Annotated in this window: 13 protein-coding genes; 6 read left to right on the top strand and 7 right to left on the bottom strand. The window is 35.7% G+C overall.

The genetic code is table 11. The features are described from left to right. Positions 1–46 precede the first annotated feature (46 nt). The gene (gene pgl / locus FcAc13_RS02880; RefSeq protein ID WP_187754686.1) at positions 47–742 is read right to left on the bottom strand and encodes a 6-phosphogluconolactonase; all 696 of its coding nucleotides are present in this window, start codon (positions 740–742) and stop codon (positions 47–49) included. A 14-nt stretch (positions 743–756) separates the two neighbouring features. Further along, a complete protein-coding gene (gene zwf, locus FcAc13_RS02885; protein ID WP_187754687.1) occupies positions 757–2,229 on the bottom strand; it encodes a glucose-6-phosphate dehydrogenase in 1,473 nt (490 codons plus the stop codon). A gap of 273 nt (positions 2,230–2,502) precedes the next feature. Between zwf and FcAc13_RS02890 the strand changes: the two genes are divergently transcribed. Then, the gene (locus FcAc13_RS02890; RefSeq protein WP_223064507.1) at positions 2,503–4,914 is read left to right on the top strand and encodes a glucose/quinate/shikimate family membrane-bound PQQ-dependent dehydrogenase; all 2,412 of its coding nucleotides are present in this window, start codon (positions 2,503–2,505) and stop codon (positions 4,912–4,914) included. A gap of 82 nt (positions 4,915–4,996) precedes the next feature. Here the strand turns inward: FcAc13_RS02890 and FcAc13_RS02895 are convergent, their stop codons facing one another. After that, entirely contained in the window at positions 4,997–7,207 is a 2,211-nt protein-coding gene (locus tag FcAc13_RS02895; RefSeq protein ID WP_187754689.1) for a hypothetical protein, read from the bottom strand. A 474-nt stretch (positions 7,208–7,681) separates the two neighbouring features. Between FcAc13_RS02895 and FcAc13_RS02900 the strand changes: the two genes are divergently transcribed. The 4 genes from FcAc13_RS02900 to FcAc13_RS02915 all read left to right on the top strand — a co-directional run bounded on the left by FcAc13_RS02900 (position 7,682) and on the right by FcAc13_RS02915 (position 13,291). Continuing rightward, the gene (locus FcAc13_RS02900) at positions 7,682–9,601 is read left to right on the top strand and encodes an ABC transporter ATP-binding protein (RefSeq protein WP_187754690.1); all 1,920 of its coding nucleotides are present in this window, start codon (positions 7,682–7,684) and stop codon (positions 9,599–9,601) included. A 172-nt stretch (positions 9,602–9,773) separates the two neighbouring features. Beyond that, a complete protein-coding gene (locus FcAc13_RS02905; RefSeq protein WP_187754691.1) occupies positions 9,774–11,015 on the top strand; it encodes a PqiA/YebS family transporter subunit in 1,242 nt (413 codons plus the stop codon). Between the two features lie 75 nt (positions 11,016–11,090). Continuing rightward, the gene (gene pqiB, locus FcAc13_RS02910) at positions 11,091–12,728 is read left to right on the top strand and encodes an intermembrane transport protein PqiB (RefSeq protein WP_187754692.1); all 1,638 of its coding nucleotides are present in this window, start codon (positions 11,091–11,093) and stop codon (positions 12,726–12,728) included. A gap of 2 nt (positions 12,729–12,730) precedes the next feature. Then, positions 12,731–13,291: an ABC-type transport auxiliary lipoprotein family protein gene (locus FcAc13_RS02915; protein WP_187754693.1), complete on the top strand. Its 561-nt coding sequence runs from the start codon at positions 12,731–12,733 to the stop codon at positions 13,289–13,291. Positions 13,292–13,355: 64 nt separating this feature from the next. Here the strand turns inward: FcAc13_RS02915 and FcAc13_RS02920 are convergent, their stop codons facing one another. The 4 genes from FcAc13_RS02920 to deoC all read right to left on the bottom strand — a co-directional run bounded on the left by FcAc13_RS02920 (position 13,356) and on the right by deoC (position 17,898). Then, the gene (locus FcAc13_RS02920) at positions 13,356–14,231 is read right to left on the bottom strand and encodes a D-hexose-6-phosphate mutarotase (RefSeq protein WP_187754694.1); all 876 of its coding nucleotides are present in this window, start codon (positions 14,229–14,231) and stop codon (positions 13,356–13,358) included. An 881-nt stretch (positions 14,232–15,112) separates the two neighbouring features. Continuing rightward, on the bottom strand, positions 15,113–16,354 hold the full coding sequence (gene deoB / locus FcAc13_RS02925; protein WP_187754695.1) for a phosphopentomutase: 1,242 nt from the start codon (positions 16,352–16,354) through the stop codon (positions 15,113–15,115). 76 nt (positions 16,355–16,430) lie between these two features. Next, on the bottom strand, positions 16,431–17,189 hold the full coding sequence (gene deoR / locus FcAc13_RS02930) for a DNA-binding transcriptional repressor DeoR (protein WP_187754696.1): 759 nt from the start codon (positions 17,187–17,189) through the stop codon (positions 16,431–16,433). A gap of 25 nt (positions 17,190–17,214) precedes the next feature. After that, on the bottom strand, positions 17,215–17,898 hold the full coding sequence (gene deoC / locus FcAc13_RS02935) for a deoxyribose-phosphate aldolase (protein ID WP_187754697.1): 684 nt from the start codon (positions 17,896–17,898) through the stop codon (positions 17,215–17,217). Positions 17,899–18,090: 192 nt separating this feature from the next. Between deoC and FcAc13_RS02940 the strand changes: the two genes are divergently transcribed. Continuing rightward, entirely contained in the window at positions 18,091–19,299 is a 1,209-nt protein-coding gene (locus FcAc13_RS02940; RefSeq protein ID WP_187754698.1) for a NupC/NupG family nucleoside CNT transporter, read from the top strand. Positions 19,300–19,302: the final 3 nt, after the last annotated feature.

Raw genomic sequence — 19,302 nt, forward strand, 5'->3', positions numbered from 1 at the left:
TCCGCTATTTTACAAATATTTAATAAACTATAAAATTGTTTATTAATTATTCAGTCCAAAAACCAACAACATTGACTTTGTCCTGTTGAAGAACCGCACGAATTGGCATTTCATCAACGTCACTACCTTGCAATGCTTTTTCCAGTACTTGTTTCTTTGATTTACCATTCAATAATAAATAGATATGATGGCTGTTAAGAATAGCCGGTAACGTTAATGTCATTCGTTCATGCGGTGCGGTTAATGGCACCATGCCAACCACTAATTTACCCGAATTCATATCTAAACCATGATGTAGATTTTCAGCATGAGGGAATAAAGAAGCGGTATGACCATCTTCCCCCATACCTAAAACAACGACATCAAACGGAAGAGGAATTTCACGCAGTTTTTCTTGGGTATACTCTTCGCCGGCAAATGGCGTTGGAGCATTATTTTTAAAACCAATAAAGTTAGCCATTTTAGCATTGTTAATTAGTAAATGTTTCATGACTAAATTTTCGTTGCTGTCTTGGTGTGTAGTATTAACCCATCGATCATCGACTAACGTGATATAGACTTTGTTCCATGCTAATGGTTGTTCGCTTAATTTTTTGAACAATGGAATAGGGCTACTACCTCCTGAAACCGCAATTGACGCTCGACCACGTTGTTCAATGGCATGTTGCAAATCCCTAATAATATTTTTGACCATATCATCAATAAGTAATGATGATGAATTATATTGATTTAAATTAAACATTGCGCTACATCCTTCTATTCATAGCCATTCCATGAATGACCGTCTTTGGTGATTAAATCAACTGATGCCACTGGCCCCCACGTACCAGCCTGATAAGGTTTTGGTAGTTCTTTATCCTCAGCCCAAGCATTGAGAACCGAATCAGTCCATTTCCATGCAGCTTCTACTTCGTCACGATGAACAAAGAGTGCTTGTCTACCATGCATCACTTCCAATAACAAACGTTCATAAGCATCGGCAATGTGTTGGCTGAATGTTTCATTAAAGCTGAGATCCAATTTTGTGGTTTGTAAACGATTGTGGTTTTCTAAACCGGGAACCTTATTTAAAATCTCGATATCAACTCCTTCGTCAGGTTGTAGGCGAATAGTCAGCTTGTTTTGTGGCAAACTTGAATAATAATCTTTGAATAGGTTAATCGGTTGATTTTTAAAATAGATGACTATTTCGGAACATTTTGTTGCTAAACGTTTACCGGTTCTCAAGTAAAATGGAACACCAGCCCAGCGCCAGTTATCAATGTCAACGCGAATTGCTACGAAAGTTTCGGTATGGCTGGTTTTATTCGCGCCATCTTCCTCTAAATAACCTGGAACATTGATATTATTAATAAATCCAGCAGTATACTGACCGCGCACGGTTTTTTCAGCAACATTAGATTTATCTATAGGTCGTAACGCATTTAATACTTTAATTTTTTCCTGACGGAGGCTACTATCAGAAATATCCGATGGTGGCGACATAGCGACCATAGTAAGAATTTGCAACAAATGATTTTGAACCATATCGCGCATTTGACCCGCTTTATCAAAATACCCCCAACGTCCTTCAATGCCAACCTGTTCGGCCACCGTAATTTCGACATGGTCAATTGAGTTTCGATCCCATAAATTGGACAATATGGGATTTGCAAAACGTAATGCCAATAAATTAAGTACGGTTTCTTTACCTAAATAGTGGTCTATGCGGTAAATTTGTGACTCTTGAAAATAGCTAGCTGCTGCATCATTAATTTTTTGCGATGATTTTAAATCAGTACCTAATGATTTTTCTAATACAATGCGATTTTGTGGTTGATTAAGTCCCGCTTCGCCCAAGCCTTGACAAATTGAGCCAAAAATAGTGGACTGGGTTGCAAAATAAAAGATAGCAGGTCGATTATCATTAAGTTTATCTTTTAATCCTTTATATGCAACAATATCATTAACATCCAATTTATGAAAATCTAAACGATTAGCAAAACGTTGCCAAATATGTTCATCAATCTCTTCATTCATGAACATTTGCAATGCTTCTTTGGCAATTTTAGCATACTCTTGTTGATTCCAATCGGCACGACCAACACCGAGTATTTTGGTTTCTTTAGGCAGATAGCCACTTTTTTCAAGTTGGTATAAAGATGGGAGAAGTTTTCGTCTTGTCAAATCTCCTTTAGCGCCAAATATAACCAGATCACAGGCAGGAATTGCCATATTATCTACGGACATGAATACTCTCCTAAAACTAACTAAATTTACATACTACAATCTAATGGTGTAATTATGATGATTTAGCGCTAAAAATCCAGTTATTTATATAAATTATAACAATCTGTATGATTGATGATGATAAACCTATTCGGGCAACATCCTAATTCTGCTGGTATGTTTTTAATATTACTCTTTGTTTTTATTGATATTTTTCATAAATTCTATTTTTTAAACAATCTTTTTAGCGTAAACTGCTTAAACGACGATTGGAATAGGATGAAAGTGTTTTTTATGATTAAAAACAAAATGTTATTGTATTTTATCTCGCTAGTTTTGTTGTTAATAAGTGTGGTTTTAATTATTGGTGGCGGATGGTTGATAAGTCTGGGCGGATCATTTTATTACTTACTTTGTGGCGCCGCTATTATGGCAAGCACTGTTTTGTTGGTAAAGCATAATGCCTGGGCCTTAATTCTTTATGCCGGTATGCTAGGATTGTCGACAATTTGGTCCGTTTGGGAAGTGGGTTTAAATTGGTGGCAATTAGTACCACGATTGTGGGTATGGTTTGTTATCGGTTTAGTATTGTTATCTCCTTGGCTTAGGCAAACGATTATTAAACCATGTGTTGCTTCTTGGTTACTGCTCGTTAGTATAATATTTACAGCAATCGTGGGTATCGCTTCGTTATTTACGTCTCCTAATGAGATTAATGGTAAAATTGAAAATACCGATTTAATTAGTGTCAACCCGTCACAAGCAGCCGGCGAGGAATGGATAGCATATGGTGGGACGAATGCCGGATTACATTATTCTCGTTTACATCAGATTGTTCCAGAAAATATTCACAAGTTAAAAGAAGTATGGCATATTCAAACGGGTGATTTACCTACCGCTGATGATCCAGTTGAACTAACCAACGAAAATACTCCCTTAAAAGTGAATGATAAACTTTATACCTGTACTGCTCATGGCTGGGTTCTGGCACTCGAACCTGAAACTGGTAAAACACTATGGAAATATGATCCCGCTATCTCAAATGGCGGTACAGGTACATTTAAAGGTTGGGCACATATGACATGCCGAGGTTTATCATATTACGATAGTGATCGTTATCTCAAACAATCACCGAATAATGCGATTGCGAGAAAAGTAAAAAGCAGTCCGTGTCCACGGCGGATATATTTACCAACAGCTGATGCACGTTTAATTGCTTTAAATGCAGACAATGGTGAAAGGTGTAATAGTTTTGGTAAAGATGGACAAGTAGATTTGACACAGGGAATCGGACCGTTTACGCCTGGCGGTTACTATTCAACGTCGCCGGCATTAGTTACAAAACAACTTGTTATTGTTGGCGGTCATGTGACGGATGATGAATCAACCAATGAACCTTCAGGTGTTGTTAGAGCATTTGATATTCATGACGGTCATTTAGTTTGGAATTGGGATAGTGGAAATCCAGAACACACTTCACCAATAGCCAAAGGTCAACACTATACCCGTAATTCACCGAATGTGTGGTCGATTACTAGTGTTGATGAAGCATTAGGTTTGGTGTATTTACCCTTAGGAAATCAAACTCCGGATCAATATGGCGCTGATCGTACCGCCGCAACTGAAAAATATGCTGCTGGTCTAGTGGCTTTAGATATTGCAACCGGTAAGGTAGCATGGAATTATCAATTTACCCATCATGATTTGTGGGATATGGATGTACCAGCACAACCAATATTAGTTGATTTAAAAACCCAAAATGGTATTGAACCTGCGGTTATTCAACCAACAAAACAGGGAAGCATATATATATTGAATCGTAAAACAGGTGAACCAATAGTGCCAATTGATGAGGTTAAAGTCCCGCAAGGTGCGGTTAAAGGGGATTGGACATCACCAACTCAAGCCCGTTCCCGACTCAATCTTACCCCTCCACCATTACAAGAACGTGATATGTGGGGAGCAACACCTTTTGATCAACTAAGCTGTCGTATCAGATTTAAATCCTTACGTTATGAAGGACAATATACCCCACCTTCATTGCAAGGGAGTTTGATCTATCCGGGTAATGTTGGCGTAATGAATTGGGGGGGCGTAGCCGTTGATCCAGTCAGAAAAATTATTTTCGCTAGCCCTAATTATATGGCTTTTACATCGCAATTAGTTCCACAGTCTGAAGTTCAAAAAGATGAAACACAAGCTTCTGAGGGCGCAGGTTTACAGCCGAATCGCGGTGCGCCTTATGCGGTGATTATAAAACCGTTTTTATCTATTATGGGGTTTCCGTGTCAAGCGCCATCTTGGGGCAATGTTGCTGGTATTAATCTTGCGGATAATCGGATAACTTGGATGCATCCGAATGGTACATCGCGTGATAATACCCCAATTATACCTTTACCATTCCCAGTAGGGGTACCTGCTATGGGTGGCCCCATGACCACTGCTGGTGGTATTGCGTTTTTAAGTGGTACGTTGGATCAATATCTTCGAGCTTATGACATTACTAATGGTCGAGAGCTTTGGTCTGTAAGGTTACCCGCCGGTGGACAAGCGACACCAATGACATTTTTGGGCAAAGATGGTCGCCAATATGTTGTTTTAGTCGTTGGCGGTCATGGATCTTTCGGTACTAAAATGGGTGATTATATTATTGCCTATGCGTTACCTAAAAGTAAATATGAAGTTTTTCGTGGCAAAATTCACTAATAAATAATAACGATTGATCCTGTCAAAAGTTATCCTCATCAACAATGTATGATGAGGATAGCTTGTTAGTTCATTATTCAGCTTAAGAATTAGCGGTTGATTGACTCAGATGCGTTTGTTCATTGCTAAAATCAGGAATGATTTGTTGCAAATGACCACTATGCCATAGCCATACACCACTTACTATAATTCCAATTGCTAACGCAATGAAAAATACGATCCAATATTTATAAACTTTTTTTCGCATCGGATCGATATAGGTTCGAGAAGCATTAGGAGGTAGTTCTGCTTTCGACGTTAATTGCCCACCTAAGAAAAGATTAATTTTCACTTGTCCATTAATAGCCCAACCTGAAGCTTCCAACAGTGGTCCAAGTGTTCGTTGGCGTAATTTTATCCAGGCTAAAACGACGGAAGGCCCAGAAATCACTAAAAAAATACCTAAAAAGACTAAAGGAAATTGCCACCATTTTAATTGGAAAAGTGAACTGGCAATGCTAGCAAGCGCTGTACCTAAAGCACCTAACGCTAAACCTATAGCGGCAAAAATTCCCATACTTTTACTAAGATCAAACTTTTGGGTTTCTGGTGTCTGCACCGCTTTATTGGCAGAGTCCATAAGTGCTGAGTCTTTCGAACTGGCCCATTTATTGATTTGATCGGTAATAAAACGACCTATTCGTTTATAAGGGTCCCATATGGCTTGGCTTATGCTAATTGGTTTACTAATAATCTTAACGACTTTCGCATCCCAGTCATGTCCTTCATTATCAATGAACACGCCATTACGCCCTTCAAGTAAGAAATCTGCGTCACCAGCAGTCATGGCGGCCACAATGGTTTTCTTTTCTTGATTACCGGTTACTGGCGGATTTTTACGAGTACATTCACAATAAAGTAAGAACAGTTCGGAGTAATTGGCTAAAACAGTATGTTTACTGATATCGTTAACCGGAATACATAGCGAACAACAGCGACCATCAATAAATAAGCGTCCGGCCTGAAATGCCGCACGACGAGTATCTAAATCAAAGAAATCTTCAAAGGTAACAAAATTCATTAATAAACGATAAAGATGCCGGTGATAAATTATTAACTTTTCTACATCAGCAACATCAGCGGCAGCAGCAGGGGTTTTGCTGTCTTTTTCAGCTAAGTTTTCAAATTGCTCAAATAAATCACTGTTTAAAATTTCTTTTATCCGAGCTTCACCCAGTTTATCGATAGTCATTTTGGGTTGAATTGTAATATCTACGTTGGCTAATGCTGGTTTAGAAGTTACGGCAAGGGCATACGGCGATAATAATTTTTGCACATGTAACCAATCATCACGGGTGAGTTGATTTTCATTAGCAAGAAATGGTTTTATTAAATGCGCTAGCCGAGTTATTTTATCCCGCCATATTGGATTTAAACCACTATCAAGAATTAAAGGTCGATCAGCAATAACTTTTGATAAGGGTAATTCTGCAAGGGTAGCGTCAGAAAGTAAGCCATTATCACTTGGTACAATGTATTTTTCATCTACATTTAAAGCATTTTGTGCTTGGGGGGCGTAACTAGCTAATTCAATTCGCAAAAAGTAATCATTAACCTTATCTTTAACATCTTGCACTAATTGCCATGCTTCGGCAGTGTCTTCACCCAGTGGCGTGGTGGTAGAACCAACACTATCATGCCATAATATCCACTCTTGTAACGAATGCTTAAAACCCTGTGTAATTTGACAATTAACACCATCTAAACCGCTGGCGTCTTTTACCCCCCCCATCACATTTAGCGTATCTTTAATAAAGTCTTGTAATTCTTGTGAGATTTTATTGGTAATCGGAATAATTCCGTCACCATTATAGAGATTACTACTATTAAGTAAGGTCGAGGCATTTAAATCGGATAAACAAATCGTGGTCTTATCAGACTTATTAATATTTGCAAGTATTGCTTGGGCCGTGATTAGTAGTGTTTTACCGTCATCAATCTCTGTATTAATAGCGGCTAAAGGAAGCTCTTCTGCACAATCAATAATACTATCGAGTCGTTTAAGTCGAGCTTTCAGCCATTTTACTGCATCAATAACTTCCGGAATACGGATGCGATCATCCTTATCTTCGTCCAGTAATGCTAATGTTTTATCGTCAAAATCAAAACCAGATGCAGGACAGCTTAGTGCGACCCAAAGTTTCGGATCTAATTCATCTAAGTGGGCAATATCTTCAGCACTATTAAGTATAACTTGATCTATACCCCCAACACGTTTAAATTTCCAATGATATTTTGTTATGTTTCCTGTCATGCAATTTACCTTTCTAATCTGATTAGCGCAATTAAATTTATTCAGTTGATTTAAAGCCTTATCCTGCTTTTTAAAGCAAAATTAGGTAGTGATAAAAACATCGTGCACATTTTCATGTTAGTAAATGTTTTTGGACCTTGCTTTTAACATAGTCTTTAAAATTTTTTTGTAGTTTATTATGCTATAGATGATTTTTTTATGCTATTAAAATAAGTCATTAATTATAAAGAGTTTTTGTTTTTGGCATCATAATTAAAGCATATAAAATACGTTAATCAATTAAGTTATTATTACCTATTTAAGTCTTTAATATTGTCTTTTAATGATATTTAACCATTGAATTTCTTTTAATATCGATTTTAGTATAAATTTATAACGAAATAATCCGATTTTTTATAACTTTATTATGTAAAGTCAGTAATAACATGGCATAATTCGGCATGAGTTTAATCCTTATTCAAATAATTAATATCTATGGCTTTAATTACATTACATAATGCATACTTGTCTTTTAGTGATGCCCCACTACTGGATCATGTCAATTTATCCATTGAGCGTGGCGAAAGAGTTTGTTTGGTTGGGCGAAATGGTATGGGGAAATCAACATTATTAAAAATCCTCAATCGAGAAATTCCGCTTGATGACGGACAAATGATTGTTGAAAATGATATCGTGATAGCCCGCTTACAACAAGATCCACCACGCAATATCGGTGGAACAATTTATGATTTTGTTGCAGAAGGTTTGCAAGATGTTGCTGATTTACTTAAACAATATCATTATTTATCACGCTTAATTGAACATGATGCTAGTGACGAAAAATTAGCACAACTAGCGCGTTTACAAGAACAGTTAGATATTAAAAACGGTTGGCAAATGGACAATCGTATTAACAATGTGTTATCTGAACTTGCGCTTCAACCTGATATTGAACTATCCAGTTTATCGGGCGGGTGGTTACGTAAAGCTGCACTAGCGAAAGCATTAGTGAATAAACCCGATCTTTTATTACTCGATGAACCAACAAACCACTTAGATATTGACGCGATTGCTTGGTTGGAAGAGTTTTTAAAAGGATTTAGTGGCAGTATCGTTTTTATATCCCATGACCGTTCATTTATTCGCCATATGGCGACACGAATTTTAGATCTTGACCGTGGTAATATTACCTCGTGGCCTGGGGATTATGATCAATATCTCCTTGGCAAAGAAGAAGCTTTGCGTGTTGAAGAGTTGCAAAATGCTGAATTTGATAAAAAGTTAGCACAAGAAGAAGTTTGGATTAGGCAAGGTATTAAAGCCAGACGTACCCGCAATGAAGGTCGTGTCAGAGCCCTTAAAGCGTTACGTCAGGAATATGCTAACCGTCGACAAGTGATGGGAACAGCGAAAATGCAAATTGAGGAAGCATTACGATCTGGGAAAATCATTTTTGACTTAGAAAATGTTAGTTATCAGATTGAAAGTAAAAAATTAATCACTAATTTTACCGCACAGGTATTGCGTGGTGATAAAATTGCCTTAATTGGACCCAATGGGGTTGGTAAAACCACATTAATTAAATTAATGCTAAAAGACATTGCGCCAACTTCCGGTTCAATACATTGTGGGACAAAACTAGAAATTGCTTATTTTGATCAACATCGTGCCGATCTTGATCCAGACAAAACCGTTATGGATAATCTTGCTTATGGTAAACAAGAAGTCACCGTAAACGGGCGTAATCGACATGTGCTTGGTTATTTGCAAGATTTTTTATTTCATCCTAAACGTGCCAGAACTCCGGTTAGTGCATTATCTGGTGGCGAAAAAAATCGCTTATTGTTAGCAAAATTATTTCTGAACCCCAGTAACTTATTAATTCTTGATGAACCTACTAACGATCTAGATATTGAAACGTTGGAATTATTGGAAGAATTGATCAGTGACTATAAAGGAACCGTTCTTTTAGTGAGTCACGATCGACATTTTGTTGATAATGCGGTGAATCAATGCTGGTTTTTTGAAGGGAATGGCAAGGTTGTTGCTTATGCCGGTGGCTATTATGATGCATATCATCAACAGCAAAACACAAAACTCATTGCCAAACAATCGCCTATAAAAAATGAAGCAGTAAAGACGGATGTAAAAGGGGGACAGGAAAAACCTTTATCCAATAGTAAAAAGCTAAGTTATAAACAAACTCGTGAACTTGAAGCGTTACCAGCTAAAATCGAGCAATTGGAACAAACAATTAGTCAATTGCAACAACAAATTGCAGCGCCAGGTTTTTTTGAGCAATCCCATGAGGTAACTAATAAAATACTTAGTGAGGTTGCTGAACATGAACTAGCACTAGAGCAAGCGTTCAATTTATGGGAAGAACTTGAAGGGATTAAAAATGGTGCTCACTAAAATAATTAAATAATGCTTTTAGTAGGTTATTAAGGTATTCTAGATAAAATAATAATTCAGTATTTTGATTAATTTTATTACTATTAAATTTTGAAAGTGATTTTATTTATCTAGAAAATCAGGTTATCTTAATTAATAAGATAATCTGAGTGGAGTCAAGTTAAGTTATTTTATGACATCAAATACTGAATCAAAGGTCCAGTACGCTTTATGTTTTCATTGTGATTTACTCAGTGAATTGCCGGATATCACTAATCACCACAAAGCTATTTGCCCACGCTGTCATACTCGCTTAGCGCGAGCAAGTTTGCATATGAAACGCGATACGCTAATTTATTCGATTTGTGCGCTTATTATGTTGATTTTGGCTTGCAGTTTTATCTTTATTCATATTCGTGTAGTTGGTAATACTAATAATTTGAATTTACTTGAGATCTCTACTCTTTTACTCGAAGATCATTATATTTCGTTAATGTTCTTATTTGTTTTGTTTGTTCTCTCACTACCTATTTTGTCGCTAAGCATTCAAATTATTGTATGCAGTAATTTACCATTATCCAAATTTCGTAAACGTGACTTGATGATTTTATATGATAAGCTAAGCCATTGGTCAATGCCGGAAATTTTTATGGCAGGCGTATTAGTAAGTTTTGTGAAATTAACGAATTATGGTGATATTGGTATTGATCAGGCTTTTTGGGCGTTTTGCTTATTTATTATTTTTCAACTGAAATCAACATTGGAATTTTCATCCAGAAAAATCTGGAATGAAATTGCCACATTTAATTTTGTTAATAGCAAGTTGTTACCTGGTAAAATTGGCATTAAACAAAATATCCGCTTATGTTTATGTTGTCATGCTATTTTACCTGCTTTACAACGTCATTGCCCACGTTGTAAGCAAAAAGGTAAATTGCGTGAAAATGATAAAATACAATGGACAATGGCGTTATTGATTACCTCGCTTATTCTTTATATTCCAGCAAATCTATATGGCATTATGAACACGATATTTTTAGGATCTGCGTCCAGTTCAACCATTATCGATGGGGTAATTTATATGTGGCAAGAAGGTGACTATCCAGTGGCATTAGTTATCTTTACGGCGAGTATCATCATTCCTGTTCTAAAGATTCTTGCGCTGAGTTGGCTATGTTGTTTTGTTTTATTCAAACACCAAAAAAAACAGCGTGATTGTATAAAAATGAGCCGATTATATAAAATGGTTGAGTTTATTGGACGTTGGTCAATGATTGATATTTTCGTCGTTGCTGTTATATCAACTTTAATTCGTAATGGTGAATTAATTTCAGTCTACCCTGATATTGGAGTCATATATTTTGCTGCGGTTGTGATTATTACCATGATAGCATCACATCAATATGATCCTCGGCTAATTTGGGATAAACATTAATTTGGTAAATTTTGAAACATTAAAACTCAGTCAATGGCATTATTATTAGTATTGAATGTAATTATTAGGTGAACTATGTCTGCACTATCACGCAAAATTGCTAAAACTGTAAAAATAGATCGTATTTCAGCAATTTGGATTATCCCAATTGTTACATTGGGTATTGGAATATGGATGTTATATAGTCATTTTGCCGAACAAGGTAAGAGCGTGACTTTATTAGCTCATGATGCCAGCGGTATTGTTGCCGGCAAAACGGTGATTAGAAGCCGGAGCGTCGATGTTGGGATAGTAGAGTCTGTAACATTAAGTAAAGATTATAAAAAAGTGGTTATTCATGGTCGAATAAATAAAGATATGGAACCCTTAGTCAAAAATGATTCAATCTTTTGGATTGTTAAACCGCAAATTGGTCGAGAAGGCGTTACTGGTCTTGGTACATTACTATCTGGTGTGTATATTGAGCTGGTAGCAGGTAAGGATCAATCTGATTTTAATGATAAACCATTTAGTTTATCTGATACACCGCCATTAACTGCACCAAATGAAGCTGGAATCAGAATTAATTTGGAAAGTAGTCAAAGTGGCGTCATTCCGCGAGGTGCATCTGTTTTATTTAGAGGATATCGGGTAGGTAACGTTGAAACTTCCGATTTTGATATTCAATCTCGCAAAATGAAATATCAATTATTTATCTCAAAGCCATACGATACATTGATCACGCAAAATGTGAGATTTTGGAAAGAAGGTGGCGTGAATTTATCATTATCTTCACAGGGTGCCAATTTAGATATTCCCTCGATTGACGTTTTACTTTCAGGCGGAATTAGCTTTGATGTGCCAGACGGGACTAAATTTGGTGAACCGGTTAAACCTTTCGCAACTTATCAACTTTATCAAAATAAAAAATCTATTCAGGATTCTCAATATACTGATTATCATGAATTTTTATTGTTTTTTAATGATTCTATCTCTGGTTTGGAGGTAGGTGCACCAGTGGAATATCGAGGTATTCGTATTGGTTCGGTGAGTCAGGTTCCGTTTTATACCAGAAAAATTCTGGCTACAAATCCCATTTCAAATCACAATATACCGGTTTTAATTCGAATTGAACCAGGGCGATTAAGTGATGTCTTAGAGCAACCTACCGATTTAGCCAAGATTATTATCAATGAACAACATAATGGCTTAAGAGCTGCGCTTAAGTCAGCTAATTTTATTACTGGGGCATTATATATTGATCTTAATTATTATTCCGAATACCAAAATACACCGTTCGAAACACAAAGCCAAGCATTTGGTTATGATACAATTATGACAGTGCCAGCAGGACTATCCCAATTGCAAGCTAAGTTGCTACAAACGTTAGACAATTTTAATAAATTACCTTTAGATAAAACCGTGAATGAATTGAATCAATCATTACAGAAGAGCCAAAAATTATTGGAATCTTTAACGGCAATAACTAATAGTAAAGATATGCAAAATTTACCTAAAGAGCTGAAAACAACTATTGAGTCGCTTAATAAAACCTTACAAAGCCTTCAACCCGGTTCAGCCTTGCATAATCAATTACAAACCGATTTGCAGAAATTTGAAAGTATGATGGACCAACTTTCACCAGTGCTTGATACGTTGAATGATAAAAGTAATTCTTTAATCTTTGCAGCACCGAAAAAACAGGATCCACAACCTAAAGCGCGAGGACATTAGTCGTGAAAAAATTATTTATCTTGATAATGTTATTTTTAGTTGTTGGTTGCGCTTCTTCGTTACCAAATAAAACCTATTATCAACTAAAGAGTGATTTTAGTGATAGCCATATTTTGCATTCACATAAAGTCAAAGATGTAATATTGATTAATAATATTCAAGTGGCGAATTATTTGGATAAAAATGGTATTGTTTATCAAACCAATGATATGCAATATGTTACAGCAAATAATAATTTATGGTTAACGCCATTATCAGATCAAATCAAACAGCGTTTAGTGCAAGACTTAGCTGTTTTAATGCCTAATTATTTGCTTACGACTCAACCCACTAACAATCCCAAAGCAACATTAACGCTTTATATTGATAGTTTTCATGGAGTGTATACTGGCGATGCAGTGATTAAAGGGCATTGGGTGATTACGACGGTTAAGGATGTTATCACCAAACATTTTGATTATCGACTTCGCCTGACTGATGACGGTTATTTAGCTGTCGTTAAAGCGTTATCCCAAGGTTGGCAAGAAGAAGAAATTGATCTAGTTAAAAGTATGCAGTTTTGAATTAGAATAATAGCGAGCTAATACTGCTCGCTTTATATTATAACCAGATTAGTCGGCACCGAAATTACTTTTCAACGCTAATTTCGACCCCATAGCGTGCAAATTGCTGTGGTGTTAACATAATCGGATGATGGATTCGACAGGTTTCAACACAAACAAAATGTTGATAGCTATTATCAGCAAGATCACTCATCGCCTTTGCTTTTTCTACCCATGGATTCCAAACTACAACATCACTGTATGTAAAATGTTGAATCTTAATTGAACGATGGCGATCTTTAATATAGCTAATCGGTTCTGGTTGAGTATAAATACGATCCACTTCTTGATCAAACGTCATGGAACCAACATTTTTAGGGGGATTAACTGTCGATAATTTATCAATATAATCTGCACCTAAACCTTCGATGGTTACTTGATGAATATCACTAACGCCAAAATAGCTATGTAAGGCACTGGTAGCCGAAAAATCACCTTGACACGATAGTTCTACTTTGCACGTTTTACCTAATTGAAATCGCATTTCTAAGCCAAATTCGTGAGGCCAATATTGTAATGTTTCATCAGTCTGATGCAATGATAATAGTAGCTCAACGCCTTGGTCATCTTCATGGACATATTTCAATTGCCAATCTACTATTCGGGCAAAACCATGTGCGGGTGACAAGGTGTTACCAAACCAAGGCCAGCAGACGGGAATACCACCACGAATCGCTTTTCCGCGTTTAAATAACGCATTATCACTTAACCAAACCACAGGAGATGCTTCATCGGTTGGTTGCCAGTAAAGAAGATGAGCACCTTGTAATGATATTGCTGCTTGGCACAGTGGATGATCAATAACACATAAAGTGTGTTCATCAAATTGAATTTGATTGACGTGTTGACTAATTGTTTTTATATGATTACGACAGTTTTGAATAGCTTGAATGATAGGCATAAGTATACGCTCCCAAATGGATTTTCTTGCTCGCTATTTTACGCTTTCTTTGCCATGGATTAAACCCTGTATTTTAGATCAAATTAAAACGATACACCTATGAAGAGCGGTGATGACTATACAGGAAAAATGAGATTAATCGTTCGCTCGAAACAAAAGCAGATAATGTAATGACTAATTAATATCACCATCATTCCAGATGGTGATTTTTAACTATAAGAGATAGTTTACTTATGATTGAATTTAATTAAAGGGTTAGCATAATCCATGCCATGGATTAAACTCTGTATTTTAAATCAAATTAAAACGATACACCTATGAAGAGCGGTGATGACTATACAGGAAAAATGAGATTAATCGTTCGCACGAAACAAAAGCAGATAATGTAATGACTAATTAATATCACCATCATGCCAGATGGTGATTTTTAACTATAAGAGATAGTTTACTTATGATTAAATTTAATTAAAGGGTTAGCATAATCCATGCCATGGATTAAACTCTGTATTTTAAATCAAATTAAAACGATACATCTATGAAGAGCGGTGATGACTATACAGGAAAAATGAGATTAATCGTTCGCACGAAACAAAAGCAGATAATGTAATGACTAATTAATATCACCATCATGCCAGATGGTGATATTTAACTATAAGAGATAGTTTACTTATGATTGAATTTAATTAAAGGGTTAGCATAATCCATGCCATGGATTAAACTCTGTATTTTAGATCAAATTAAAACGATACATCTATGAAGAGCGGTGATGACTATACAGGAAAAATGAGATTAATCGTTCGCACGAAACAAAAGCAGATAATGTAATGACTAATTAATATCACCATCATGCCAGATGGTGATATTTAACTATAAGAGATAGTTTACTTATGATTGAATTTAATTAAAGGGTTACCGTAATCCATTGGAGAGGTAGCAAAATAGTGAGCTATCGTTTGCCCAATATCGGCAAAAGTAGGACTTAATCCTAAATTTTTCGGTGCGACATTAGGACTATACATTAAAACTGGAATGTGTTCGCGAGTATGGTCACTTCCTTTCCATGATGGATCACAGCCATGATCAGCCGTAATAATCAGCAAGTCATCGTCTTTAACTAATGCTAACATTTCCGGTAAACGGCGATCAAATAACTCTAATGCTTCAGCATAACCTTGAATATTACGACGATGACCATAATCAGAATCAAAATTAACAAAATTAGTGAACACAATAGTATTATCTTTTGCTTGTTTAATTTCAGTTAAACTTGCATCGAATAACGCATCGATACCAGTAGCTTTGATTTTTTTAGTAATTCCAACATGCGCATAGATATCAGCAATTTTACCGATTGAAACAACTTCACCTTGTTTTTCTTCCACCAATTTTTGTAAAACAGTTTTTGATGGTGGTTCTACAGCATAATCATGACGATTGCCTGTACGCTCAAATTCTCCCGCCTTTTTTCCAATAAAAGGACGGGCAATAACACGCCCAATATTATAACCACCGTCGGTTAATTCTTGACGGGCAATTTCACAGAGTTGATATAAGCGTTCTAAACCAAAGGTCTCTTCATGACAGGCAATTTGAAAAACGGAATCCGATGAAGTATAAAAAATCGGTTTGCCGGTTTTCATGTGTTCTTCACCTAACTCATCCAATACTACGGTACCAGAAGAGTGACAATTACCTAAATAACCCGGTAGATTTGCTTTTTTCACTAGATTATCTAATAACTCTGCAGGAAAACTGTTTTGTTTTTCATGAAAATAACCCCAGTCAAATAGTACAGGTACACCGGCAATTTCCCAATGACCCGATGGAGTATCTTTACCAGAAGAAATTTCAGCCGCATAGCCATAAGAACCAATGATTTTGGCATCTTTGTCTAAGCCAACTGGAAAAACGCCACAGGATTCCTCGGCTGCTTTACCTAAACCAAGTTGGCTTAAATTTGGTAAAGACAGTGGTTGGTAGCTACCATCGGCATTTTTACGATGTGATGCACACCATTGTGCAATATGTCCTAAAGTATTGGCACCGACATCGCCGAATTTATCCGCATCTGATGTTGAACCAATGCCAAAGGAATCTAACACCATAATAAAAACTCTTTTCATAACACTTAATCTCTATTATTTTAAAAGAAAAATATAGTGCATTTATAAGTTGTATTCATTGTCATTGCAAGCAATCTCACTGATAGGCTTTTATATTATTTTGGTGACAATAAGACAAATATTTTTCACTAATATGATCGCTTATAAGTATATCAAAATCAGATAATTTACCAAAATAAGCAGCTTTTAATTCATCAAATTTACTACTATCAGCGATTAAAATGTTTAAATTCGATTTATGAATTGCTTTAATTTTCCAATTCACTTCATTGAGATTAAAACAAGTTACACCTTTTAAACTGATTCCAGCGGCAGAAATGAATGATTTGGATGGGCAAATGATATCCAAAGGTGTAGATTCAATAATTGGTGTAAAAATCGCATTATCGATTTCAAGTTGTCCACCACATAGAATAACTTTACAATTTTTCTTTTTTTGTAATGCTAAAAATACATTGAGTGAGTAACAAACTCCAGTAAATTTGATATGTTCGGGAATATTCTCAATAACATAAGGTATGGTTGTGCCACAGTCAAAAAAAACAATATCGTTATTTTTAACCATTTTACCAGCAATCAGACCAATATGAAATTTTTCTTCAGTATGGCGTTGTTGTTGTTCCAAAACCAGATAATGTGAAAATTGATTAGGATCCTGATTCCTGACAATGTAACCGCCCAATAAACAAAGCGGAAAGCAATGACTATGATTAATATCACGCCTAATCGTCATTTCAGACACATTAAGTTGTTTTGCTGCATCTTTAACATGTAAATTGACAGATTGATTCGCTAATTCGATTAATTGTAGTAATCGCTCTTCACGCTTGCTCATAAAGACTTATCTCGGCCTAAAGCCATTAATAATTGCTATTAGATTTTAAACCAGAAACAATGGATACACCAGAACTACTACCTAAACGTGTCGCACCTGCATCAATCATTGCTTTAGCAGTGTCTTTATCACGTACACCACCTGAAGCTTTAACGCCTAATTTTGCTCCGACCGTTTCACGCATTAAACGTACATCTTCAATTGTTGCACCGCCAGTACTAAAGCCAGTTGACGTTTTAACAAATTCAACCTCTAGGTCACGACATATTTCGCAAACTTGTTTAATTTCCGCTTTACTTAGTAGACAAGTTTCTAAAATGACTTTTAAAAGCGCCCCCTTAGCTTGAGTAACCGCTTTAACCTGACGAATATCATCAATAAAGGCATCCATGGCATGACTTTTTAATAAACCAACATTGATTACCATATCAATCTCATTAGCACCAGCATCTATTGCGGCTTGTGTTTCAAATACTTTTACAGAAGTTAAACAAGCACCTAATGGAAAACCAATGACCGAGCAAGTTTTTACCGTAGAGCCTGCTAACAATTTAGATACTAATGGTACATAACAGGAATTAACACACACAGAAAAAAAATGATGTTCAATGGCTTGTTCACAAATTTGTTTAATTTCTGTTTCAGTTGCATCCATTTTTAAAAGAGTATGATCAATATATTTTGCTAAATCAGTAGATTGTGAAATCATTATGCAATTTCTCCTTGAATTCTAGAATATGAGTTTCCCTAAATTTTGTTAAAATTTTAACATAAATAGTGAATTTTTTAACTATAATAATTAAAAAATGTGATCTAATTTATAAATTTATGATTTAGACTGACAAATAGATCCACTTTAGTTTAAAATAATGTGATTTTAATAACATTTATTGAGGTAAAAATGAAGTATCTAATCGGTATTATAAGTATTCTCGTTATTTTACTGTTGGCTTGGGTAGCGAGTTTTAATCGTAAAAAAGTACGGTTTAAACCGATTTTGGTGATGCTAACAGTACAAATTATTTTAACCTTTATTTTATTAAATACTTCTTTCGGTCAGTTTTTTATTGGTGGAATTACAACTGGATTCAATTTTTTACTTGGTTATGCTCAGCAAGGGGTGGACTTTGTATTTGGTGGTCTGGTTAATGTTGATCAAAAAGGTAACCACGGGTTCTCATTCTTTATTAATGTCTTGTTACCGATAGTATTTATTTCCGCATTAATTGGAATTTTACAATATCTTAAAATTATGACTCTCGTTATCAAAGGTTTAGGTTATGTCATTAGTAAAATTAATGGTATGGGAAAACTGGAATCTTATAATGCCGTAGCTGCATTAATTTTAGGTCAACAAGAAGTATTTATTTCGATCAAAAATCAACTCGATCATCTCCCTGAAAAACGATTATACACGTTATGTACCTCAGCAATGTCAACGGTTTCAATGGCTATTATTGGCGCATACATGAATATTCTTAATCCACAATATGTGGTTATTGCGGTGATATTGAATTTGTTTGGTGGTTTTATCATTGCTTCAGTTATCAATCCGTATTCGGTTAATCGTAATGAAGAAGCCATTGAGTTCAAAGAAGAAAAACGACAAGCTTTTTTCCAAATGTTAGGGGAATATATTATTGATGGCTTTAAAGTGGCAGTTATCGTAGGAGCAATGTTAATTGGCTTTATTGCCTTAATCGCTATGGTAAATGGAATTTTTGCAGCTATTTTTAATGTTACGTTTGTGCATGCATTAGGTTACTTATTTTCACCATTTGCTTTTTTAATTGGTGTTCCCTGGAATGAGTGTATTGATGCAGGTGAAGTAATGGCAACAAAACTGTTAACTAATGAATTTGCTGCAATGACTTTATTTTCTGAAAATATCAGCAAATTTTCCGCACATAGTCAGGCTGTGATCTCTGTATTTTTAGTCTCTTTCGCTAACTTTTCTTCAATCGGCATTATTTCTGGCGCTTTAAAGGCGCTCAATGAAAAACAAGGAGATGCGATTGCTAAGCATGGTTTAAAATTACTTTACGGTGCTTCATTAGTTAGTTTATTGAGTGCTACTATTGTTGGTTTAGTTTTTGGATTACAATTCTAAGGC

The sequence above is a fragment of the Frischella japonica genome (assembly GCF_014489845.1).
Classification (GTDB): Bacteria; Pseudomonadota; Gammaproteobacteria; order Enterobacterales; family Orbaceae; genus Frischella; species Frischella japonica.

Bases quoted from the DNA above. Each gene is read 5' to 3' on its own strand.
- FcAc13_RS02905 (WP_187754691.1), top strand. From the start codon at position 9,774: ATGACATCAAATACTGAATCAAAGGTCCAGTACGCTTTATGTTTTCAT.
- FcAc13_RS02890 (WP_223064507.1), top strand. From the start codon at position 2,503: ATGATTAAAAACAAAATGTTATTGTATTTTATCTCGCTAGTTTTGTTG.
- deoR (WP_187754696.1), bottom strand. From the start codon at position 17,189: ATGAGCAAGCGTGAAGAGCGATTACTACAATTAATCGAATTAGCGAAT.
- deoB (WP_187754695.1), bottom strand. From the start codon at position 16,354: ATGAAAAGAGTTTTTATTATGGTGTTAGATTCCTTTGGCATTGGTTCA.
- FcAc13_RS02940 (WP_187754698.1), top strand. From the start codon at position 18,091: ATGAAGTATCTAATCGGTATTATAAGTATTCTCGTTATTTTACTGTTG.
- deoC (WP_187754697.1), bottom strand. From the start codon at position 17,898: ATGATTTCACAATCTACTGATTTAGCAAAATATATTGATCATACTCTT.
- zwf (WP_187754687.1), bottom strand. From the start codon at position 2,229: ATGTCCGTAGATAATATGGCAATTCCTGCCTGTGATCTGGTTATATTT.
- FcAc13_RS02900 (WP_187754690.1), top strand. From the start codon at position 7,682: ATGGCTTTAATTACATTACATAATGCATACTTGTCTTTTAGTGATGCC.
- pqiB (WP_187754692.1), top strand. From the start codon at position 11,091: ATGTCTGCACTATCACGCAAAATTGCTAAAACTGTAAAAATAGATCGT.
- FcAc13_RS02920 (WP_187754694.1), bottom strand. From the start codon at position 14,231: ATGCCTATCATTCAAGCTATTCAAAACTGTCGTAATCATATAAAAACA.
- pgl (WP_187754686.1), bottom strand. From the start codon at position 742: ATGTTTAATTTAAATCAATATAATTCATCATCATTACTTATTGATGAT.
- FcAc13_RS02895 (WP_187754689.1), bottom strand. From the start codon at position 7,207: ATGACAGGAAACATAACAAAATATCATTGGAAATTTAAACGTGTTGGG.